This window comes from Solibacillus sp. iso_87, from assembly GCF_056173085.1.
Genome location: NZ_CM149656.1, coordinates 2,798,396 through 2,819,181, shown reverse-complemented (window position 1 = coordinate 2,819,181; position 20,786 = coordinate 2,798,396). Strand labels below are relative to the sequence as shown.

Annotated in this window: 17 protein-coding genes; 14 read left to right on the top strand and 3 right to left on the bottom strand. The window is 37.8% G+C overall.

The genetic code is table 11. The annotated features are described in order from the left end of the window. The first annotated feature begins 36 nt into the window (after positions 1 to 36). Positions 37 to 1,299, top strand: a complete 1,263-nt coding sequence (gene icd / locus AC0VXV_RS14365; RefSeq protein ID WP_475528901.1) for an NADP-dependent isocitrate dehydrogenase — start codon at positions 37 to 39, stop codon at positions 1,297 to 1,299. A gap of 212 nt (positions 1,300 to 1,511) precedes the next feature. Continuing rightward, on the top strand, positions 1,512 to 2,450 hold the full coding sequence (mdh, locus tag AC0VXV_RS14360) for a malate dehydrogenase (RefSeq protein WP_475528900.1): 939 nt from the start codon (positions 1,512 to 1,514) through the stop codon (positions 2,448 to 2,450). Between the two features lie 50 nt (positions 2,451 to 2,500). Here the strand turns inward: mdh and AC0VXV_RS14355 are convergent, their stop codons facing one another. From AC0VXV_RS14355 to AC0VXV_RS14345, 3 genes are read right to left on the bottom strand one after another with little or no spacing between them, the layout of a single operon-like run. Beyond that, on the bottom strand, positions 2,501 to 3,268 hold the full coding sequence (locus AC0VXV_RS14355; protein WP_475528899.1) for an ABC transporter permease subunit: 768 nt from the start codon (positions 3,266 to 3,268) through the stop codon (positions 2,501 to 2,503). Positions 3,269 to 3,280: 12 nt separating this feature from the next. Beyond that, positions 3,281 to 4,219, bottom strand: coding sequence for a sulfonate ABC transporter substrate-binding protein (locus AC0VXV_RS14350; protein ID WP_475528898.1), 939 nt, complete (start codon positions 4,217 to 4,219; stop codon positions 3,281 to 3,283). A gap of 13 nt (positions 4,220 to 4,232) precedes the next feature. Continuing rightward, entirely contained in the window at positions 4,233 to 5,006 is a 774-nt protein-coding gene (locus tag AC0VXV_RS14345) for an ATP-binding cassette domain-containing protein (protein WP_475528897.1), read from the bottom strand. Between the two features lie 365 nt (positions 5,007 to 5,371). Here AC0VXV_RS14345 and AC0VXV_RS14340 point away from each other — a divergent pair, with 365 nt between their 5' ends. The 12 genes from AC0VXV_RS14340 (at position 5,372) to dnaI (ending at position 20,577) form a co-directional block, all read left to right on the top strand. Beyond that, complete coding sequence (locus tag AC0VXV_RS14340; protein ID WP_475528896.1) at positions 5,372 to 6,082, top strand: response regulator transcription factor; 711 nt, start codon at positions 5,372 to 5,374, stop codon at positions 6,080 to 6,082. Next, a complete protein-coding gene (pnpS, locus tag AC0VXV_RS14335) occupies positions 6,082 to 7,620 on the top strand; it encodes a two-component system histidine kinase PnpS (protein ID WP_475528895.1) in 1,539 nt (512 codons plus the stop codon). Before AC0VXV_RS14340 ends, pnpS begins: the two co-directional genes overlap by 1 nt. 267 nt (positions 7,621 to 7,887) lie before the next feature. Further along, positions 7,888 to 8,859: an FtsH protease activity modulator HflK gene (gene hflK, locus AC0VXV_RS14330; RefSeq protein WP_079528392.1), complete on the top strand. Its 972-nt coding sequence runs from the start codon at positions 7,888 to 7,890 to the stop codon at positions 8,857 to 8,859. After that, positions 8,856 to 9,929, top strand: a complete 1,074-nt coding sequence (gene hflC, locus AC0VXV_RS14325) for a protease modulator HflC (RefSeq protein WP_475528894.1) — start codon at positions 8,856 to 8,858, stop codon at positions 9,927 to 9,929. The genes hflK and hflC overlap by 4 nt, the downstream gene beginning before the upstream one ends. Before the next feature lie 167 nt (positions 9,930 to 10,096). Continuing rightward, positions 10,097 to 10,534, top strand: a complete 438-nt coding sequence (locus AC0VXV_RS14320) for a DNA polymerase I (protein ID WP_475528892.1) — start codon at positions 10,097 to 10,099, stop codon at positions 10,532 to 10,534. A gap of 282 nt (positions 10,535 to 10,816) precedes the next feature. Then, complete coding sequence (polA, locus tag AC0VXV_RS14315; protein ID WP_475528890.1) at positions 10,817 to 13,447, top strand: DNA polymerase I; 2,631 nt, start codon at positions 10,817 to 10,819, stop codon at positions 13,445 to 13,447. A gap of 12 nt (positions 13,448 to 13,459) precedes the next feature. Further along, positions 13,460 to 14,332, top strand: a complete 873-nt coding sequence (gene mutM / locus AC0VXV_RS14310) for a bifunctional DNA-formamidopyrimidine glycosylase/DNA-(apurinic or apyrimidinic site) lyase (protein ID WP_475528889.1) — start codon at positions 13,460 to 13,462, stop codon at positions 14,330 to 14,332. A 12-nt stretch (positions 14,333 to 14,344) separates the two neighbouring features. Continuing rightward, complete coding sequence (gene coaE / locus AC0VXV_RS14305; protein WP_475528887.1) at positions 14,345 to 14,941, top strand: dephospho-CoA kinase; 597 nt, start codon at positions 14,345 to 14,347, stop codon at positions 14,939 to 14,941. A 183-nt stretch (positions 14,942 to 15,124) separates the two neighbouring features. Beyond that, entirely contained in the window at positions 15,125 to 16,144 is a 1,020-nt protein-coding gene (locus tag AC0VXV_RS14300) for a glyceraldehyde-3-phosphate dehydrogenase (RefSeq protein WP_475528886.1), read from the top strand. Between the two features lie 249 nt (positions 16,145 to 16,393). After that, on the top strand, positions 16,394 to 16,861 hold the full coding sequence (nrdR, locus tag AC0VXV_RS14295) for a transcriptional regulator NrdR (protein WP_079528369.1): 468 nt from the start codon (positions 16,394 to 16,396) through the stop codon (positions 16,859 to 16,861). A 22-nt stretch (positions 16,862 to 16,883) separates the two neighbouring features. Further along, positions 16,884 to 19,625: a DnaD domain protein gene (locus tag AC0VXV_RS14290; protein ID WP_475528884.1), complete on the top strand. Its 2,742-nt coding sequence runs from the start codon at positions 16,884 to 16,886 to the stop codon at positions 19,623 to 19,625. Further along, a complete protein-coding gene (gene dnaI / locus AC0VXV_RS14285) occupies positions 19,618 to 20,577 on the top strand; it encodes a primosomal protein DnaI (RefSeq protein ID WP_475528883.1) in 960 nt (319 codons plus the stop codon). Before AC0VXV_RS14290 ends, dnaI begins: the two co-directional genes overlap by 8 nt. The last annotated feature ends 209 nt before the right edge of the window (positions 20,578 to 20,786 follow it).

The following is a 20,786-nucleotide window of genomic DNA, read 5'->3' as shown; positions in this document are numbered from 1 at the left end:
GTCCTAGATTTATGATTATTAGGAGGCAAATTTCCAATGACTAACAAAATCGTAGTAGAGAATGGTAAATTAAACGTTCCAAACAATCCTGTTATTCCTTTCATCGAGGGTGACGGTATCGGTCCAGATATCTGGGCTGCAGCATCTCGCGTAATTGACGCAGCTGTAGAAAAAGCTTATAACGGTGAAAAGAAAATCGAATGGTTAGAAGTATTAGCAGGTGAAAAAGCATTCAACCAAACTGGCGAATGGTTACCAGCTGAAACTTTAGAAAAAATCAACGAATACTTAATCGCTATTAAAGGTCCTTTAACAACTCCAATCGGCGGCGGTATCCGCTCTCTAAACGTAGCATTACGTCAAGAGTTGGATTTATATGTTTGCTTACGTCCAGTACGTCACTTTGACGGTGTTCCTTCACCAGTTAAACGTCCAGAAGATGTTGACATGGTAATCTTCCGTGAAAACACTGAAGATATCTACGCTGGTATCGAGTACCAAGCTGGTTCTGACGAGCAAAAGAAATTATTAAACTTCTTACAAAACGAATTAGGCGTTAACAAAATTCGATTCCCAGAAACTTCTGGTTTAGGTATTAAACCAGTATCTAAAGAAGGTACTCAACGTTTAGTACGCTCTGCGATCGAGTACGCTATTTCACACAACCGTCCATCAGTAACTTTAGTACACAAAGGTAACATCATGAAATTCACTGAAGGTGGATTCAAACAATGGGGTTACGATGTAGCTGAAGCTGAATTCGGCGATAAAGTATTCACTTGGAACCAATACGATGCAATCAAAGCTGAGCAAGGCGAAGCTGCTGCAAACGAAGCACAATCTAAAGCTGTTGCAGAAGGCAAAATCATCGTAAAAGATTCTATTGCTGATATCTTCTTACAACAAATCTTAACTCGTCCTAACGAGTTCGACGTAGTAGCAACTATGAACTTAAACGGTGACTACATCTCTGACGCATTAGCTGCTCAAGTTGGTGGTATCGGTATCGCTCCAGGTGCTAACATTAACTACTTAACTGGTCACGCTATTTTCGAAGCTACTCACGGTACTGCACCTAAGTATGCTGGACAAGATAAAGTAAACCCATCTTCAGTATTATTATCAGGCGTATTAATGCTTGAGCATTTAGGATGGCAAGAAGCTGCGGACTTAATTACAAACTCAGTTGAGAAAACAATCTCTTCTAAATATGTAACTTATGACTTCGCACGTTTAATGGATGGCGCTACAGAAGTTAAATGTTCTGAATTCGCTACAAAATTAATCGAAAACTTCTAATTAAAAGTTTTACTCATTTGCCTATATATGTGAAATTATGAACAAATTGTTTAGTAATAAATAGTATATTTATATAATTTTGCGGTAATGGAAATAGTTTACTTTTTATTAAATCAATATTGTTAAAAAAGGGAGAGAACATTATGTTTTCTCCCTTTTTTTGTATATAATTTTCATGTGTAAAGATAATTACGATGAAGGAGTGGTTCTTGGTGACATTAAAACGTAAAAAAATCTCAGTTATCGGTAGTGGTTTTACAGGTGCAACCGCAGCATTTTTAGCAGCACAGAAAGAATTAGGCGACGTAGTAATTATTGATCTTCCAACAGCAGAAAATCCTACGAAAGGAAAAGCATTGGATATGTGGGAAGCAGCGCCGGTACAAGGCTTTGATTCTTATGTAAAAGGCTCTTCCGATTATGAGGATACAGCAAACTCGGATGTCGTTTTAATAACTGCGGGTGTTGCCCGTAAGCCAGGAATGAGTCGTGATGATTTAGTACAGATTAATCAAGGTGTCATGAAAGCCGTTGCAACGGAAATAGCCCGTACTTCACCTGATGCGACGATTATTGTACTTACAAACCCAGTTGATGCGATGACTTATACAGTATTTAAAGAATCAGGCTTCCCGAAACAAAGGGTTATTGGTCAATCGGGTGTGTTGGATACTGCCCGTTTCCGTGCATTTATTGCCGAGGAGCTGAATGTATCGGTAAAAGATATATCTGCACTTGTATTAGGCGGTCACGGAGACACAATGGTGCCTTTAATACGTTATGCTTCGGTAGGTGGGGTTCCGTTACAAAGCTTAATACCGGCACAACGTTTAGAAGAAATTGTGCAGCGTACCCGTGTAGGTGGCGGTGAAATCGTGAATCTGTTAGGTAATGGTTCGGCTTATTATGCACCGGCTGCAGCAATGGTGGAAATGGCAGAGGCAATTTTAAAAGATCAAAAACGTGTATTGCCGGCAATTGCCTATTTAGAGGGCGAGTATGGATATGAAGGGATATACTTAGGGGTTCCGACATTATTAGGTGCTGGCGGTATCGAGAAAATATTTGAACTTGAGCTGACAGAAGATGAAAAAACAGCGCTTGATCAATCTGCAGATGCTGTTAAAGATGTAATGAAAGCACTGAAATAACTATAAAGGGCGTTTCGGTTATTTAAACCGAAGCCCTTTTTTGTTTTTGTTTACTGATACACTGGATTCCATTTCAATAATTTTTTCTCTAATAATTTTGCAATGGAATCCGCAATTTTCCCTAAAATAGCATACAAAATAATGGCCAATACCACAATATCAAGTTGCATATATTCACGGGCATTCATCGACATATAGCCGATTCCTGAACTTGCCGCAACTGTTTCTGCAACAATTAAAGTAAGCCACATAATTCCTAATGAGTAGCGAATACCTACTAAAATGGATGGCATTGCACCTAAAATAATCACTTTAAAAAACAATTTGTATTTCGAAAGATTATAAATTTTCCCCATTTCGATCAACCGTGGATCAACATTGCGGATGCCATGGTATGTATTGACGTAGATCGGGAAAAATACGCTGATTGCTACTAGGAAAATCTTTCCTTCTTCACCAACACCAAACCATATAATAACTAATGGAATGAGTGCCAAATTCGGAATATTACGCAGCATTTGAATAGTTGTATCCAAATAACGCTGTGCAAAAGGAACGATTCCATTTAAAATACCGATTACAAAAGCGATACTCCCGCCGATCAAGAAACCGAGTAAAGCACGCGTCGTACTAATTTGAAGGTGGTCAAACAGAACACCGGAAACTGTTTGTTCATAGCCTGCTTTTAATACATCGGAAGGGGCGGGCAGAATTGTATTGGCAAGGATACCTGTTTTATTCGATACTTCCCATATGACAATAATTAAAATAGGAATGATCCACGGCTCAATTAAATGAAACCATTTTTTCTTCTTCATTTTTCTCACCTCTTATGGCTTCCAAATATAGTTTTCGAGATTTTCTACAAGATTAGTCGTTAATCCAATGTCATAAAGATCTTCATTTAATCGTTGTAAATCTGCCTGTGCAGCTTCATCCAAATAAGTAGCAACAGATGAACGTCGAGCTAAGCTTGTTACCCAAACATCTGCGGCGATACCTGTATTCTCTTCAAGAATTTTGGCTGCATCACTTGAATCTGTATCAATGGCTTCACCGACTTTAGATAGTTCTTCCACATAGGCAACTACTGCGTCTTTATTGGACTCGATAAATTTATCAGATGCATAGTAGAAGCCACGGTGTTCCACAATGCCTTCTCCTGTAGTTAAAATTTGATTGCCTTTACTTTCGGAAACCGTCATATACGGATCCCAAGTAACCCAGGCATCAACTTCGCCGTTTTGAAATGCAATAGTCGCATCTGCAGGACTTAAAATAACAGATTTCACATCATCCAGTGTCAGTTTAACTGTTTCCAAAGCAGAAACTAATAGATATTCGGAGATGGAAGCTTTATTGTACGCAATCTTTTTGCCTTTCAATTGTTCGATTGATTGGATAGAGCCATCATTTTTTACTAAAATCCCTTCTGTTTGAGGAGATGATTCTTCACCTGCGATATATTTAAAATTCATTCCTTTTGATAATGCCATCATTGATGGGGCATCACTTGCATTGGCAAAATCGATAGCTCCGGAGTTTAATGCTTCCAGAATTGAACTTCCTGTATTGAATTCAGACCACTCCACTGAATAACCTAACTCTGTTAAACGTGATTCAAGTTCGCCATTCGCTTTTAATAGCAATGTTGTGCCGTTTTTCTGGTAGCCGATTCGAACTTTTTTGTTTTCGGCATTCGATGATGAGCACCCGACTAAAATGATTGATAAAGTTAAGAGCAAAAAGACAGATAATAATTTTTTCATTTGTAATACCTCCTTAAATAATCGCTTGTAATTCTTTTTGTTTAGTTGGTGTTTCTGTTTTTGTTTGTTGTCCTAATAAATGTTGAAGCAGAATTTCCTCAAGCTCCGCAAATTGTGGATTTGAACGTGTTCTTGGACGAGGAAGATTTACCGGCAAATCTAAAGCAACGTTTCCGTCTTCGATTAATATAATTCGATCTGCCAATGCAATTGCTTCAGCCACATCATGTGTCACTAGTAACGACGTATATTTTTGTTTTAACCACAATTGTTCAATTAGATTTTGCATTTCCAGTCGTGTCAGTGCATCCAATGCACCAAGCGGTTCATCCAATAACAAAAGTCTTGGCTGTGCACTAAGCGCACGAGCTAATGCAACCCTTTGTTTTTGGCCACCTGACAGTACATGTGGCCACTCTTTTGCGCGGTCTTTTAATCCTACGTGCTCAAGTGATTTTAATGCGAGCGGTTGCCAATCCTTTTTCAACTCTGTGCCAACCCCTACATTTTCTAGAACAGACAGCCATGGAAGTAAACGATCTTCCTGAAACATGACGCGGACGCCTGAAAAGTCTTCTTGTTGAATACCGTCTTTTAAAGATTCCCCTGCTGTTTTTTGTTCTAAATTTGCAATGATACGAAGAAGCGTACTTTTTCCGCATCCGCTTTTCCCGACGATTGCAACGAATTGTCCAGCGGGGATTGTTAAATTAATATCCTTTAATACATGTTTTTCACCGAAACTTTTTGTTAAATTTACTAACTCAATATTGATTCCATTTGTCATGGAAGCACCTACTTTCTGTTAAAATACTTAACATATTGAATTACTCGGAATTGTTAATAAAAAAATTTACACATGCTCTTCTTAAAGCGTGCACAAACAATTTTTCTAAATGTTACCATAATAATAAATATTCAGTCAATAGTAAAAATTATTTTACCTATCGAAATAATAAGATTTAAAGATTTCTTCAATTATAAAAGAGCATATAAGTAGCTGAACAAAGGAATAATTGTACTTTTCAAAAAAAGTTGTTACTATGAAGATAGTGCTTTAATCAGTACATATTTAACGAAATAGTTGATAGCCAACCACTGAAAGATTGATTTTGAGATGGGGGTTTCAAATCGATTTTGGAGGAACTTATAATGGTTAAAACGGTTTTAGTAGTAGAAGATGAAATGCCAATTGCAACATTATTAAAATATAACTTGGAACAAGCAGGTTTTGAAGTTCTGTTGGCTCATGATGGTCAGGCGGGTCTAGATACAGCAGTAGAACAAACACCAGATCTGATTTTATTGGATTTAATGCTGCCAAAACTTGATGGTGTTGAAGTTTGTAAGGAATTACGACGTTTGCGCATCAATATACCGATTATTATGCTGACTGCGAGAGACGATGAATTTGATAAAGTATTGGGTTTAGAGCTTGGTGCGGATGATTACATGACAAAGCCATTCAGCCCGCGTGAAGTAATTGCCCGAGTGAAGGCTGTGCTGCGACGTTTCTCTGGACCGGTTGTGGAAGAAGCAGTTGAATCGAGTGAAGTTGTTTACTCATTCGGTAATTTAAAAGTTTTCCCGGAAAGATTTGAAGCATTTATCGATGAAGAGTCTTTGGAATTCACACCGAAAGAATTTGAATTGCTTGTTTACTTACTTGAAAATAAAAACCGCGTATTAACGCGTGATCAGCTGCTTAGTGCTGTATGGAACTATGATTTTGCCGGAGATACTCGCATCGTAGACGTACATATTAGTCATCTGCGGGATAAAATTGAAGAAAATAGTCGTAAACCACTGTTTATTAAAACAATCCGTGGTTTAGGTTATAAATTTGAGGAGCCAAAAAAATAATGAACGCAATGAAAAATCGTTTATTTTATTCGTTTATTTTAGTAATTGGATCAAGTTTAGCTGTTCTAGGACTGTTCATAGGGCAGCTTTTTCCATTTTTCGCCGATGAATTTGTTCATGAAGTGACAAAGGATTCCGAGCAGCAATTGGAGCAAGTGATCGAGCAGGAGCAGATTGAACTTACTGAATCACAGAAAGAAGCCATTCTAGATACTTATGCAATTGATCGACATGCAGAAGGATTACAAAGTACAAAGCAAAAAATATATTTAATTATTGCCGCATTATTATTAGGCGGTTTAATTATTATGAGTTTTATGGCATACCGGGTTGTAAGCAATTTTATTACGCCGATTGTTAATATTACAAAAACTGCGAGAGAGCTCTCGAAAGGGAATTATCGTGCGCGTGCTTTTGCGAATGGACCGAATACAATTGTTGAGTTAAGAAATTCCGTTAACATTTTGGCACGCAATTTACAGGATATTACGAAAACAAGAGCAATTGAAGAAGAACGTTTAAAAACATTGATTGAAAATATGGGCAGTGCATTAATGATGATCGACCGTGAAGGCAATATTTCGATTGTGAATAGGAAATTCCAGACATTGTTCGAGCTGCCGAAAGAGAAGCTCATTGGTAAGAATTTCATGATGCTCGGATTGCCAAAAGAGCTTGAAAAGTTTATCGATCATGTGTTTTTAACGGAATTACCATATCGTCAGCAGCTTGAAATGGAAATCGCAAATGAAGAATATTATGAGCAAGTTTATGGGGCGCCTGTTGTTGGTGAACATGGACGCTGGCTTGGTGTCGTAATTGTTATGCATGATGTGAGTGAACTTGTGCGATTGGAGCAGATTCGAAAAGATTTCGTAGCGAATGTTTCGCATGAGCTAAGAACACCGATTACTTCGATTAAAGGATTTTCAGAGACACTTCTAGACGGGGCATTTAAAGACGAGCAGATGCTGCTGTCCTTTTTGACAATCATTTATGATGAGAGCAATCGAATTCAGGTTCTCGTCAATGATTTGCTTGAGCTATCCAAAATTGAGCGGCATGGTTTTACACTCGATGTAGTGCCAACAAAGCTGCAGGATATTTTAGTACGGGTTGTTGATTTGACAAGCTCACAATTGGAAAATAAAAATATGCAGTTTAATGTAGAGATAGAGCAGGATGCGGTAATTTTAGGTGATGTAAATCGTCTAATGCAAATTTTTACGAATTTAATTAACAATGCGATCGCTTATTCTAAAGAAGAAACTACAGTTACACTACGTATAAGTGCCAATGATCAATACGGAATATTTGAAGTGAAAGACGAAGGAATTGGTATTGAAAAATCTGAGATTTCACGTATTTTTGAACGCTTTTACAGGGTAGACCGGGCACGAAGCCGAAATTCTGGTGGGACAGGTCTTGGTTTGTCCATTGTAAAGCATTTGATTGAAGCACATAACGGTAAAATCATAGTAGATAGTGAAGTCGGAAAAGGGACGAGTATTAAAGTGTTCCTGCCTCTGAAAGATTAAAATTTAACAGTAAATTTACAAAACATTAAATTGAACTTTATATTGCGGTGTTATAGTTCTAATAGAAACCCCCGTTTCTAAAAGAAGGTAACGCTTAGCAAGAAAACTAAATATAATAATGAAGAAACTGCGTAAAAAGTTGGAAGCTTTTTGTGCGGTTTTTTTTCGTTTACATTGTTGGATAGCTCATTTTGAAAAAATATGAAACTTTTACAATTCATTACCCGTAGAATAAGAGGAAATTGAAAAGTAAGGAGGCTTTATACGATGAGTGTAAAAAGAACATTAATGTGGGTAGCACTTATTCTTATGGCTGTCGTAGCTATTATTGTTGTGACGACATCCTGGTATACAGTAGATGAGTCGGAACAGGCAGTAGTCATTACATTTGGTCAAGCGGATGAAACAATACAAGATTCAGGACTTCATTTTAAATTACCATGGCCAATACAGTCTGTAGAGATTTTATCAAAAGAAACGTACAGTTTACAGTTCGGCTACAAGCAAAATCCGGACGGTACGGTAGAAGCATTCGATAAAGAAACAAAAATGATTACAGGTGATGAAAATATTGTTTTAACAGATCTTGTTGTCCAATGGCGCATTGTTGAGCCAAAAAAATATTTATTTAGTTCACAGGAGCCGCGAACGATTTTACATAATGCGACTTCCAGTGCGATTCGTTCAATCATTGGCAGCTCAACAATCGATGAGGCATTAACGGATGGTAAAGCGGATATTGAAGCAGAGACACGTGAATTGCTTGTATCGTTAATCGAAAAGTACGATATCGGTATTGGGGTTTTAGGAGTAAAACTGCAAGACGTAGAAGTTCCGAATGAGGAAGTACGTGCAGCATTCACAGATGTTACTGATGCACGGGAGACAAAAAATACAAAGATTAACGAAGCGGAAAAATATGAAAACCAGCGGGTAAGTGAAGCGGTTGGTGAAGCAGCGGCAATTCTTTCAAAAGCGGAAGGAGAAAAGGCTTCACGTATTGAGCAAGCGACAGGTGAAGTTGCGCTATTTAACCAGCTTTATGATGAATACCGCCTGAATAAGGATATTACACGTGAACGATTAGTACTTGAAACATTGGAGGCAGTTTTACCGAATGCCCAAATTTATATTATGAATGATGATGGCAGCGGTACGATGAAGTACTTGCCGATTCAGCCAATGCAAACGACACCTCCTTCTACAGAAGAGAAAAAAGAAGGGAGCAAAAGTGAATGAGTAACAACAAAAATAATTTTGAAGGCGATTTAGATGAGTTTGTGAAAAAACTGTTCGGCAACAAAAAAGGATCGAAAGAAGTGAAGGAAGTACCGAAAGCAACCGATCCTGATCAACAAGTAAATAATGGTGATACAAAAGCAAAAAAAACTCCTTCGCCATTAAAGAAAGATAAAAAGCCGGTAAATGTAAAGCAATGGGTATCTTCTGCGATTGTATTAACTGTTGTATTTGCCGCATTAATCATCGTATTTGCGAATCTGTATATTGTAAAAGAAAACGAATATAAAGTAGTTCGCCAGTTCGGGGAAGTAGTGAAGTATGAGAGCGAACCGGGACTCCATATGAAAATTCCGTTCATTCAAAGTGTGACAACTCTTCCAAGCAATTTAATGACACATGATATGACGGAAGAAGAGATCAGTACGAAAGATAAAAAGCGAATTATTATTGATAACTATACTGTTTGGCGTGTGACGGATCCAAAGGCGTTAATTTCAAATGCCGGGCAGTTGCTGAATGCGGAAAGTCGTATGGAGGAATTCATTTATTCGGCACTTCGTACAGAGTTCGGTCAGACTGAATACGGCGATATTATTAATGAAAAAGATTCAAAACGCGGGAATATTAACGACCGTGTTACACAACGTGTCAATGAGTTAATCGATTCAGCCAATTTTGGTATTGAAGTAATTGATGTACGTATTCGCCGTACAGATTTACCAGAGGAAAACGAGCAGTCTGTTTATACAAGAATGGTTTCGGAACGTCAATCGATTGCGCAAAAGTATCTGTCTGAAGGGGATGCGGAAAAGCGCAGTAAAGAGGCAAAAACAGATCAGGAAGTACAGGTAACACTCGCGAAAGCAAATAAAGAAGCCTCTGTCATCCGTGCAGAAGGTGAAGCACAGGCTGCACAAATTTATAATGCTGCTTATTCAAAAGATCCGGAATTCTACAGTTTATTCAGAACGTTAGAATCATACAAGAAAACAATCGGCAATGAGACGATGATCATTATCCCTTCAGATTCACCATATGCTAAACTGTTATCCGGTCAATTGGATTAAAAAAATGTTAAAGCCATTTGGAATGCAACCGTTCTAAATGGCTTTTTCTTTGTGTGGAAAAAATTACATTATTTAACTTCATTAAATTTTCAAATTATATTATTGGAAACTATTATATTACTGTTATACTATAGTATAGTTAGTTTATATAGGGGGAGTGGCAAAGTTTGAGTAAAGTAATACAGAATAGTTTAATCGCATTTATTATGGCAACATCTGTAACGGCGCTTTTTTATCAATCCAATATTAATGTCGTGAAGGTGGAAATTTTTCATATATCAATTTTGTTTATTGCTATTTTAGTATTAAGTTTGTTTATCGCAGAAGATGTACGGGATTCGTTCAAGAAAGTACTATGGTTTGAAAAACGTGAGGATAAGCGTCCGATCTGGCAAGTTGGTATTGGTATGATCTTTTATTTCACACAAATTGGATTCGTAGAAGTATTTGCGCGCGGGTTAATGCCATACGATTTAGGCGGCATGCCGATGTATGTTATCATTCCATTTTTAAATGCCTTTTTATTAACGGTTATTTTTGAAGAAATATTCTATGAAGAAAAACGAGAAGTTGTGAAAAATTTTAAATTTAAAAAGTTAAAATAAAGATTCCAGACTCCTAGAAACAGGGGTCTTTTTGTTTACTTAAAAAATCTCGCGAACGCCACATTAAATATTGGCAATTCATGTGAACAATCGCTAAAGTAGAAAGAGAACATATAATCGTACCGAACTTCGTTTAGCGAATGTTTTAACATCTGCTAAATGAAGTTGGTGCCTAAGGTGGATGTCACAGATTCGTTTTATGAATCCTTTGCGCAAGCGCATACCCGGATCTGGACGCAATTACACAAGGGCAGAATTGATCATATAAATGGAGGAACTTGCATGACAAAACAAAAATTACTTTTATTAGATGGAAACTCATTAGCATATCGTGCCTTTTTTGCATTGCCTCTGCTGACGAATGACAGTGGGATTCATACAAATGCGACTTTCGGATTTACGACGATGCTGCAAAAAATTATCGGTGAGGAAAATCCGACACAAATGCTTGTTGCGTTTGATGCCGGAAAAACGACTTTTCGTCATGAATCTTTCGGTGAATATAAAGGGGGCCGTCAAAAAACTCCGCCAGAGCTTTCCGAACAATTCTCTTATATTCGTAAGCTGATCGATGCATATAAGATTAAACGCTATGAGCTGGAAATGTACGAAGCGGATGACATTATCGGAACGTTAGCGAAACAGGCTGCTGGACAAGGGATAGAAGTTATCGTTGTTTCAGGAGATAAGGATTTAACGCAGCTTGCAACAGAGGATGTTACTGTATATATTACTCGAAAAGGGATTACCGATATTGAAAAATATACACCGGCCCATATTGAAGAAAAGTATGGACTGACACCGGAACAAATTATCGATATGAAAGGGCTTATGGGCGATCAATCGGATAATATTCCTGGAGTTCCGGGCGTTGGTGAAAAAACTGCGATTAAACTATTGAAGGAACACGGTACAATTGAAAAACTATATGAAGCGATGAATTCATTGAAAGCATCGAAAATGAAAGAAAAGCTGGTAGATAATGAAGAAATGGCACACTTGTCAAAAAAGCTTGCCACAATTCATATAGATGCACCGCTTACAATTACACTTGATGATTTAGCTTATAAAGGTCCTGATGAGGAAGCACTTCTTGCTGTATGGCAGGAGCTTGGGTTTAGATCTTTAATCGAAAAAAGCGATTTTGAAGCAGTAGAAACTGAACAAGCTGATTTAGTATTTGAAAATGTGGAGCATATTACAGCTGAAATGCTCAAAGATACGATGGCTATTCACCTGGAGTTGGAAAATGAACATTACCATAGCTGTAATGCCCTCGGGTTAGCATTGACGGACGGGGAACGTACTTTTTATACAGCGATCAATAATGTTGTTGAAAATGCGGAGTTAAAAGCATGGCTGCAAAACGAAACAAAGAAAAAGTATGTTGCCGACAGTAAAGCGACACAAGCAATGCTCCATCGTCTGGGGATTGAGCTAAAAGGTGTGGAGTTCGATTTATTGTTAGCTTCGTACATTGTAAAGCCGTCGATTTCAGGTGATGATGTTGCAACACTTGCAAAAGAATTCGGTTATCAGGATGTACAATCCAATGAAGCAATTTACGGAAAAGGGGCCAAGTGGATTGTTCCCGGTGCAGACCATGTTGCAGAACATGTAAGCCGAAAAGCTGTAGCGGTTTGGAAGCTGCAGCCAGTTTTAGAGCAAACGCTGAAAGAAAATGAACAGTTTGAATTATATAAAGAGCTGGAGCTGCCGCTTGCACATATTTTAGGGAAAATGGAGAGCGAAGGGATTACAGTCAATATCGATACATTGCGTCAAATGGGTGATGAACTGAAGACAAAGCTCGAAGTAATCGAAACGACAATTTATGAACTCGCAGGCGAGAAATTCAATATTAATTCACCGAAACAGCTTGGTGTCATATTATTTGATAAACTTGGCTTACCTGTCATTAAAAAGACGAAAACAGGATATTCAACAGCAGCCGATGTGCTGGAAAAGCTGCAGTCCGAGCATGATATTGTAAAGCATATTCTGGAATACCGAACACTCGCGAAACTGAAGTCAACTTATATTGAAGGGTTGATTAAAGAGGTACATGAAGCGGATTCGAAAGTGCATACGCGTTTCCAGCAGGCATTAACATCAACGGGACGTTTAAGCTCAACAAACCCGAATTTACAAAACATCCCGATTCGTTTGGAAGAAGGGCGCAAAATTCGAAAAGCATTTGTTCCATCGAAAAAAGACTGGATTTTGTTTGCAGCAGACTATTCTCAAATCGAGCTGCGCGTATTGGCACATATGTGCGGTGATGATGCACTTGTGGAGGCATTCCAGCAAGGAATGGACATCCATACACGTACGGCAATGGATGTGTTTAATCTTGAAAACCCGGATGATGTGACAAGCTTAATGCGTCGCACAGCAAAAGCTGTTAACTTTGGTATTGTATACGGCATTAGTGATTATGGATTATCACAAAGCCTTGATATTACACGTAAAGAAGCGGGAATTTTTATCGAAAACTACTTGCAAAGCTTCCCGGGTGTAAAAAACTATATGGATGCAAGTATTGAAGAGGCCAAGAAAGCAGGCTTCGTTACAACGATTTTAAATCGCCGTCGTTACTTGCCGGACATCACAAGCTCGAACTTCAATTTAAGAAGTTTTGCGGAGCGTACTGCGATGAACACACCGATTCAAGGAAGTGCCGCGGACATAATTAAAAAAGCAATGATTGACATGAATGAACGCCTTGAACAAGAAGGCTTACAGACGAAGCTATTATTACAAGTACACGATGAGCTAATTTTTGAAGCACCAAAAGAAGAAGTTGAAATTTTAGAACGTATCGTACCTGAAGTTATGGAAAATGCAATTAAGTTAAGCGTGCCGTTAAAGGTTGAGTTTTCATATGGTCCTACATGGTACGATGCGAAATAAGGAGTACCATTTATGCCGGAATTACCAGAAGTAGAAGGGGTCGTACGTGATTTACGGCCTATCGTAGAAGGGAAAACGATTGAATCTGTCTCTTTATCGGATGTCGTTTATACATCGCATGAAGCAGGTAAACAGGCGATTGTAAAAAAAGCAAAGCCTTCTCAATTTGAACTGTTAGTACGCGATATGACAATCGATAAATTGGAGCGCAGATCGAAATATATATTCTTTCATCTAAATAAAAATGATGAACGTTTTATTTTAGTGAATCATTTAGGGATGAGTGGAGCATGGTTTGTAGTTAATGATGTTCTGGAGATTACGGAAGAAAAATTCCGGAAGCATATTCATGCGATATTCACGTTGGCAAGCGGAGAATTGCTTGTCTATGCTGACATCCGCCGTTTTGGTGAATTACGCTTTATTAAAGAAATTGCCGATCATCCGCCATTGTTAAAAATGGCACCGGAGCCTTTTGATGAAATCGCCTGTGATTTTTTCCTTATACAAAGTGAAAAACCGAAATTTGCTAAAAAACCGATTAAAGAAGTCATCATGGATGGTCAGGTGATTTCCGGTTGCGGTAATATTTATGCAACCGAAGCATTGTTCAAAATGCTTATTCATCCGGGAAAGATAACGAATGAGTTAAGTCGTGAGCAAAAGACGAAGCTCTTTCACGTAATATGTGATGTATTGCAGGAAAGCATTGATTCGGGCGGATCGACAATTTCAGACTACCGGAGTATTAATGGCGGTGCAGGCACGATGCAGCATCGACTGAAAATGTATGGAAAAAAGCAATGTGTTGTATGTGAAACAAATACAGAGTCGCTCGTAATCGCGGGCAGAACATCAACATATTGTCCGCAATGTCAAAAGTAAAGGGGAATTGCTGTGATTATTGGTTTAACTGGTAGTATTGCCAGCGGAAAGAGCACAGTTGCAAAAATGATTGAGTCTTACGGATTGCCGATCGTTGATGCAGATGTAGTAGCACGACAAGTAGTCGAGCCTGGCACACCGACATTAAAAAAAATTGCAGAAGCATTTGGACCGGAAGTCATTGCACATGATGGTTCAATGGACCGTGCAAAAGTGGGAAGTATTATATTTCATAATGAGGAAATGCGCAAAACTTTAAATAGCATCATACATCCGGCTATTCGTGAAGAAATGCTGCGTCAGCGTGATGAATTTATCTCGTTTGGCGAAAAAAATATTTTCATGGATATTCCACTGCTATTCGAAAGCAAGCTGGAACATTTCGTTGAAAAAATTATTGTAGTTTCTGTAAATAAAGAAGTGCAGCTGCAGCGCTTAATGGAACGAAACGGCTTTACGGAAGAAGAAGCAAATACCCGTATTGCGACACAGATTCCGGTCAAAGAAAAAGAACAGTTAGCTGATGCAGTTATTCACAATAACGACACGCTTGAAGATACAGCAATTCAGCTTCAAAATATTTTGTATGAGTGGAACGTACTGAAGTAGAATAATACCTCAACTAATTTTATTAAAAGTTGGTTGAGGTTTTTATTTTGAGGGTATGTATTATCTGAAAATAACAAATTTAATTAAGTGGATTAAATATGTTCAACTTTTTCGAATATGTGTTATACTAATCAACGAATAAATAAAACGAATGAATCGTACTTTTAGGAGGATTTAAATAATATGACAGTTTCTATTGCAATTAATGGTTTTGGCCGCATTGGTCGTATGGTGTTCCGACAAGCAATGATGCGTGGTGACGTGAATATCGTAGCAGTGAACGCAAGCTATCCATCTGAAACGTTAGCACATTTAATTAAGTATGACACAAATCATGGTGTTTTCCCGGGAACTGTTGAAGCAGTCGAAGGTGCTTTAATTGTAAACGGCAAACGTGTTGAATTAGTTAGTGAACGTGATCCATTAAAATTACCATGGGCTCAAATGGGCGTAGATATCGTAATCGAAGCTACTGGTAAATTCAATGACCGTGAAAAAGCGGCAAAACATATTGAAGCTGGCGCGAAAAAAGTTATTTTAACTGCTCCTGGTAAAAACGAAGATATTACAGTTGTTTTAGGTGTAAATGACGATAGATTGGATTTATCAAAACATGATGTCATTTCGAATGCATCTTGTACAACAAACTGCTTAGCTCCTGTAGCAAAAGTATTAAACGATGAGTTCGGTATTGTAAACGGTTTAATGACTACAGTTCACGCTTATACAAACGATCAAAACAACATCGATAATCCACACAAAGATTTACGTCGTGCACGTAACTGTGGATCATCGATTATCCCAACTTCTACGGGTGCAGCAAAAGCATTACGTCTTGTTTTACCGGAATTGGATGGGAAAATCCACGGTATGGCATTACGTGTGCCAACACCAAACGTTTCTTTAGTTGATTTAGTTGTAGATGTAGAAAAAGACGTAACAGTAGAAGAAGTAAATGCGGCCTTTAAAGCGGCAGCTGAAGGCAAAATGAATGGTATTTTAAACTTCTCTATGGAGCCATTAGTATCTTCTGACTACAATACTACAACATTCTCATCTACTGTAGACGGTTTAACTACGATTGTATTAGGTGACCGTAAAGTAAAAGTGATCGCTTGGTATGATAATGAGTGGGGTTACTCTGCTCGCGTAGTAGACTTAACAAAGAAAATTGCAAATGAATTAGCAGCAGTAAATGCATAATTTATTGCTTCATTAAGTGTGATTGATCACTTTAAAAAGGCATAAATACGCGCCTTAATGACACAGAAAGAACCTTTTGCCAGAAAGTAAATCATTTTTGCAAAAGGCTTTTTCTATTGTGTGAAGCAACAATGCACTATATAATTGAATGACTTTCCATTGGAAAATTTCAACGCGCGTGAAGCACTATTTCAAGCGCGTTGTTTTTGTTATAATAGAATTAAACTAACTTTTAGGAGAAATTATTATATGAGATGTCCAGCTTGTCAATACAACGGGACACGCGTTGTAGACTCAAGACCTGTTGATGATAATAAAGAAATTCGCAGACGTCGTGAATGTGAATCATGTGCCTTTCGCTTTACGACATTTGAAAAAATTGAAGAAACACCGTTAATCGTTGTGAAAAAGGATGGTTCACGCGAGGAGTTTAGCCGTGAAAAAGTATTGCGTGGTCTAATACGCGCATGTGAAAAACGGCCGGTTGCATTAGAACAATTAGAAGAGATTGTTTTATCGATTGAAAAAGAACTGCGCCGATTAGGCAATGCGGAAGTGCGCTCGGAAGATGTCGGGGAGATGGTAATGGACCGACTTGCGAAAATTGATGAAGTAGCCTATGTACGCTTCGCATCTGTTTACCGCCAATTTAAAGATATTACTGTATTTATCGAGGAATTGAAAGAAATCATGACCCGTCAGTCAAATGACAAATAAGTGTTAGGAGGGATAAATGGTAATGATGAATCAGCTAAATCCATATGACCATTGTGAAATTCATTGCCCTCAAACTATCACTAGTGAGCATCAGCTTGCATTACAATTATGCTATCAGCCGATTATCGGGGTTGAAGCTACGGCACTATATTTAAAGTTATGGGTTGAAACACAACAACACGAAAAAGCTACTTGTTTTCATAGCAACCTGCTCGATTCATTAAGTTTTAAACCGAAGCAATTACTGGAAGCAAGAATAGTATTAGAAGCAATAGGTTTAGTGAAGTCCTTTGAAAAGATGATGGATTCATATAAATCGATGAAGTATATTTTATATCCGCCATTGACTGGCCATGACTTCTTTGACGATTCAATTCTTTCTGTAGCGCTTTTACGGAAAATCGGTCGCGAACAATATGAATCATTACGTAATAAATTATCGAAACATGATATTTCCTTACAAGGATACAAAGATGTGACATGCAGCTTTAATGATGCATTTGTTGCAATAACAGAAACTGAACTAAAGCAGGTAATGCAGGAAAATACAGGTTCGGTAAACGAACGTTCGAAAATGTCGTACCCGTTTGAGTATGACTTATTTGATTTTAAAAGCTTCATGATGGGCATGAGCCAAAACTTAATCCCAAGTAAATTATTTACACTGGATATTAAAATTGCCATTGCTAAATTAGCGTTTATGTATAATTTCTCTGTGACGGATATGCAAAGAATAGTTTTACTCGCATGGGATACAGATGAAGGACTTACGAAAAAAGAGCTTGAAAAACGCTGTGAAGAATACTACCAGCTGAACGTAGGTGTCGCAAAGCCGAAACTGATTAAAAAACAGGACATTTTCCGTTCGGTAGAAGTCATCAACACCGCTCCTGCAAATACACAGCAAAATATTAATGATAAAGAAGGTTTAATCGAGTATTTAGAAAAAACTTCACCGATAGAAGTTTTTCAAAAATTTAATGGTTATTTGCCACCGGAATCCGTTGTAATGGAATTTAATAATTTCATTAGAAAAGGGGTTTCTTACGGCACGTTGAATGTTTTGATTCATTATATTTCAATGAATGACGAATTAAATTATAATAAAAACTTTATGAAGGTAGTCATGAATAACTGGCTGAAAAAAGGTGCAAAAACTGCCGGAAATACAATGGAAATTGCAAAGGTTGAACATAGTTACCGTGATCGTAAATCGAAAAACTTATCGCAAATTACGGTTACGAACAATGATTTGAATAAAGTTGAAGAAAATAATAACTCGAAAACCGATTCTCCTGATTCAGCGCTCGTTGATTATAAAAATTCTACACCTTATCAGTATTTGCTGATTTTGACTCATGGTGAAGAACCATTTTCAGGGCATGTAAAAATAGCAGAATCGCTTTACAGTTCTTATGATATCCCGATAGAAGTGGCGAACGTCATCATTCGTCATGTGTGGGATTCGACAAAAGGCAACTTGCCGGAATCGTTTGTAGAAGCATTGGCATCTGAAATCCGTTACAATCAAATTAAAACAGCCGACCAAGCATTGGACTATATTGAAAAGCGAAATGAACGCAATCTTATTAAAGTGACAGAAGATTATTTAACGGTAGATGACCAGTCCATTCACTATGATAAAACGGTGCCTTATTATTTCCTGAAATCACTGTATAAAGGGAAAAAGCCGGTGAAATTTATTGTCGATTTAGCCGAGGAACTCGTATTGCAGCAAGGGCTATCGGTAGGTGCGGTCAATGTGCTGATGGAATATGCCTATAATGAGAGCAATGGGAAACTAACGAAAAACTTTGTGCAGTCTATCGCCGGAAACTGGATGTTAAACCCTCCGGCAAACGCTTTAGAAGCTCTTCGTATTGTAGAAGAAAGCGACGGAACTCAATTGAAGGCTTCTAAAATTACGATGGATACACCGCGTGCATTTAAGGTTACTGTTAAGGATATGTCAAAATGGATTCCGGCTTTCGATGAAACATTGCCATATGATTTCATGAAAAATTTACTTAACGGTAAAGAACCGGTTGAAATGTTAGTGAAGCAAGTGGATGATCTCGTATTAAAACACGGCATTAAAGTCGGCGTTGTCAACGCCATTCTTGAATTTATATTAACGAATAAAACGAGCCGTTTTGGACGTAACCAAATTCAGACACTTGCATTAAATATGCAGCTGAAAAACATCTTGTTGGCTAAAGATGCACTTGCTTACATTGAATCGAATTATAAAGAAAATAAAGTAGACGTAAAAATTACCGAGCAGGATTTACTGAAATATTATCCTCCAGGTTATGTGTTTACACCAGAATTGATCCGCTATGAAAAAGCGACGCCTTATGTATTTACAAAAGAGTTAAACGATGGTCATGAGCCGTTTGCGTATGTTGTCGCAACAGCGGAAAAATTGATCCTGCATTACAAGATGGTCCCGGCTGTCGTCAATTACATGCTAGAGTATGTAATGGAAAAAACAGAAGGTGCATTGCCTGAAAAATATATTAACAGTGTCGCAAATACATGGCGAAACAATAAGATTCAGACGATTAATCAAGCGAAGATATATACTGAAATGCAAGATAAGAAAAACAAACAGCGCGGTGCAAGAAAAGTTGGTGTTGTTCCGGATTGGTTTAAAGAAAAAGATCAGGAACCTGTACAGCAAGCTAATTCCAACAATACTCAAAACAATATTGATTTTGAAGAGCAGCGCAAAAAGTTATTAGAGCAATTAAATAGTGATTAAAAAGCAGGTGAGTACTATCGAACCAATAAAAGATTCGCTCAATAAAATAAATATCCCATCATTTGAGCAAAAATATAATGAATTAAAAAATCGGGTCCTTTCACATCCAAGTGTAAAACAGTTTATGACTGACCATAATATGACGGAAAACTCGGCTGTTATTCAATATGGAATGACAACTCTTTTTGAATTTGTAGAGCAAAAGCACACTTGCTGTGGAGCCGGTTCTCCATCACAATGTCAAAATTTCTATAAAGGCCATGTTCCGCAATTAATGCTTTCGAATGGTCAAATTAATATTATTTACCGCAAGTGCGAACAAATGATCAAAGAAGATGACCAGCGTGAACTAGCTTCAATGATGAAGACGATGTATATGCCAAAAGATGTCTTGAAGGCTGACTTTAATGAAATGGATATGAATGATAACTCCCGCATGGCTGCGACACAGTTTATGGTTGAATTCAGGAAACAATACCGTGAAACGAAAGAGCTTCCTGCAAAAGGGCTGTATCTATACGGCACATTTGGTGTTGGAAAAACCTATATTTTAGGCGCCATCGCAAATGCTTTGTCAAAAGAACGTATTCAAACTTTATTAGTATATATGCCGGAATTCATCCGTGAATTAAAGTCGGCGGTAACAGAAGGTTCGATTGAACAGAAAATCGACTTTGTAAAAAAAGTGCCGGTATTAATGCTCGATGATGTTGGCTCAGAGCCGATTTCTACATGGACAAGAGATGAAATTATCGGGTCGATCCTGCATTACCGTATGGCGGAAAAATTGCCGACATTTATTTCTTCAAACTTCAATTACAAACAGTTGGAAGAACAATGGTCCGTAACTGAACATGGGGCAATTGATGAAATGAAATCAGGTCGTATTTTACAGCGAGTACAAGCATTAACGACTCCGCTTGAAATTACAGGAACAAACCGCAGAAAATAAAATCTTTAAAGTTTTATTATTCAATATTGCATTTCTGCAAAATCGAGCGTATACTTTGTACGTAAATAAACAATAAATGCATTGAAAAGGACAACAAGTTTAACGAACTGGCTTTTAGAGAGGGAAGACACGGCTGCAAGCTTCCTAGCACAAGCGTTATACTTTACTACCTTGGAGCAGTGACGGGGCCAATCCGTCATCGTTTCTCA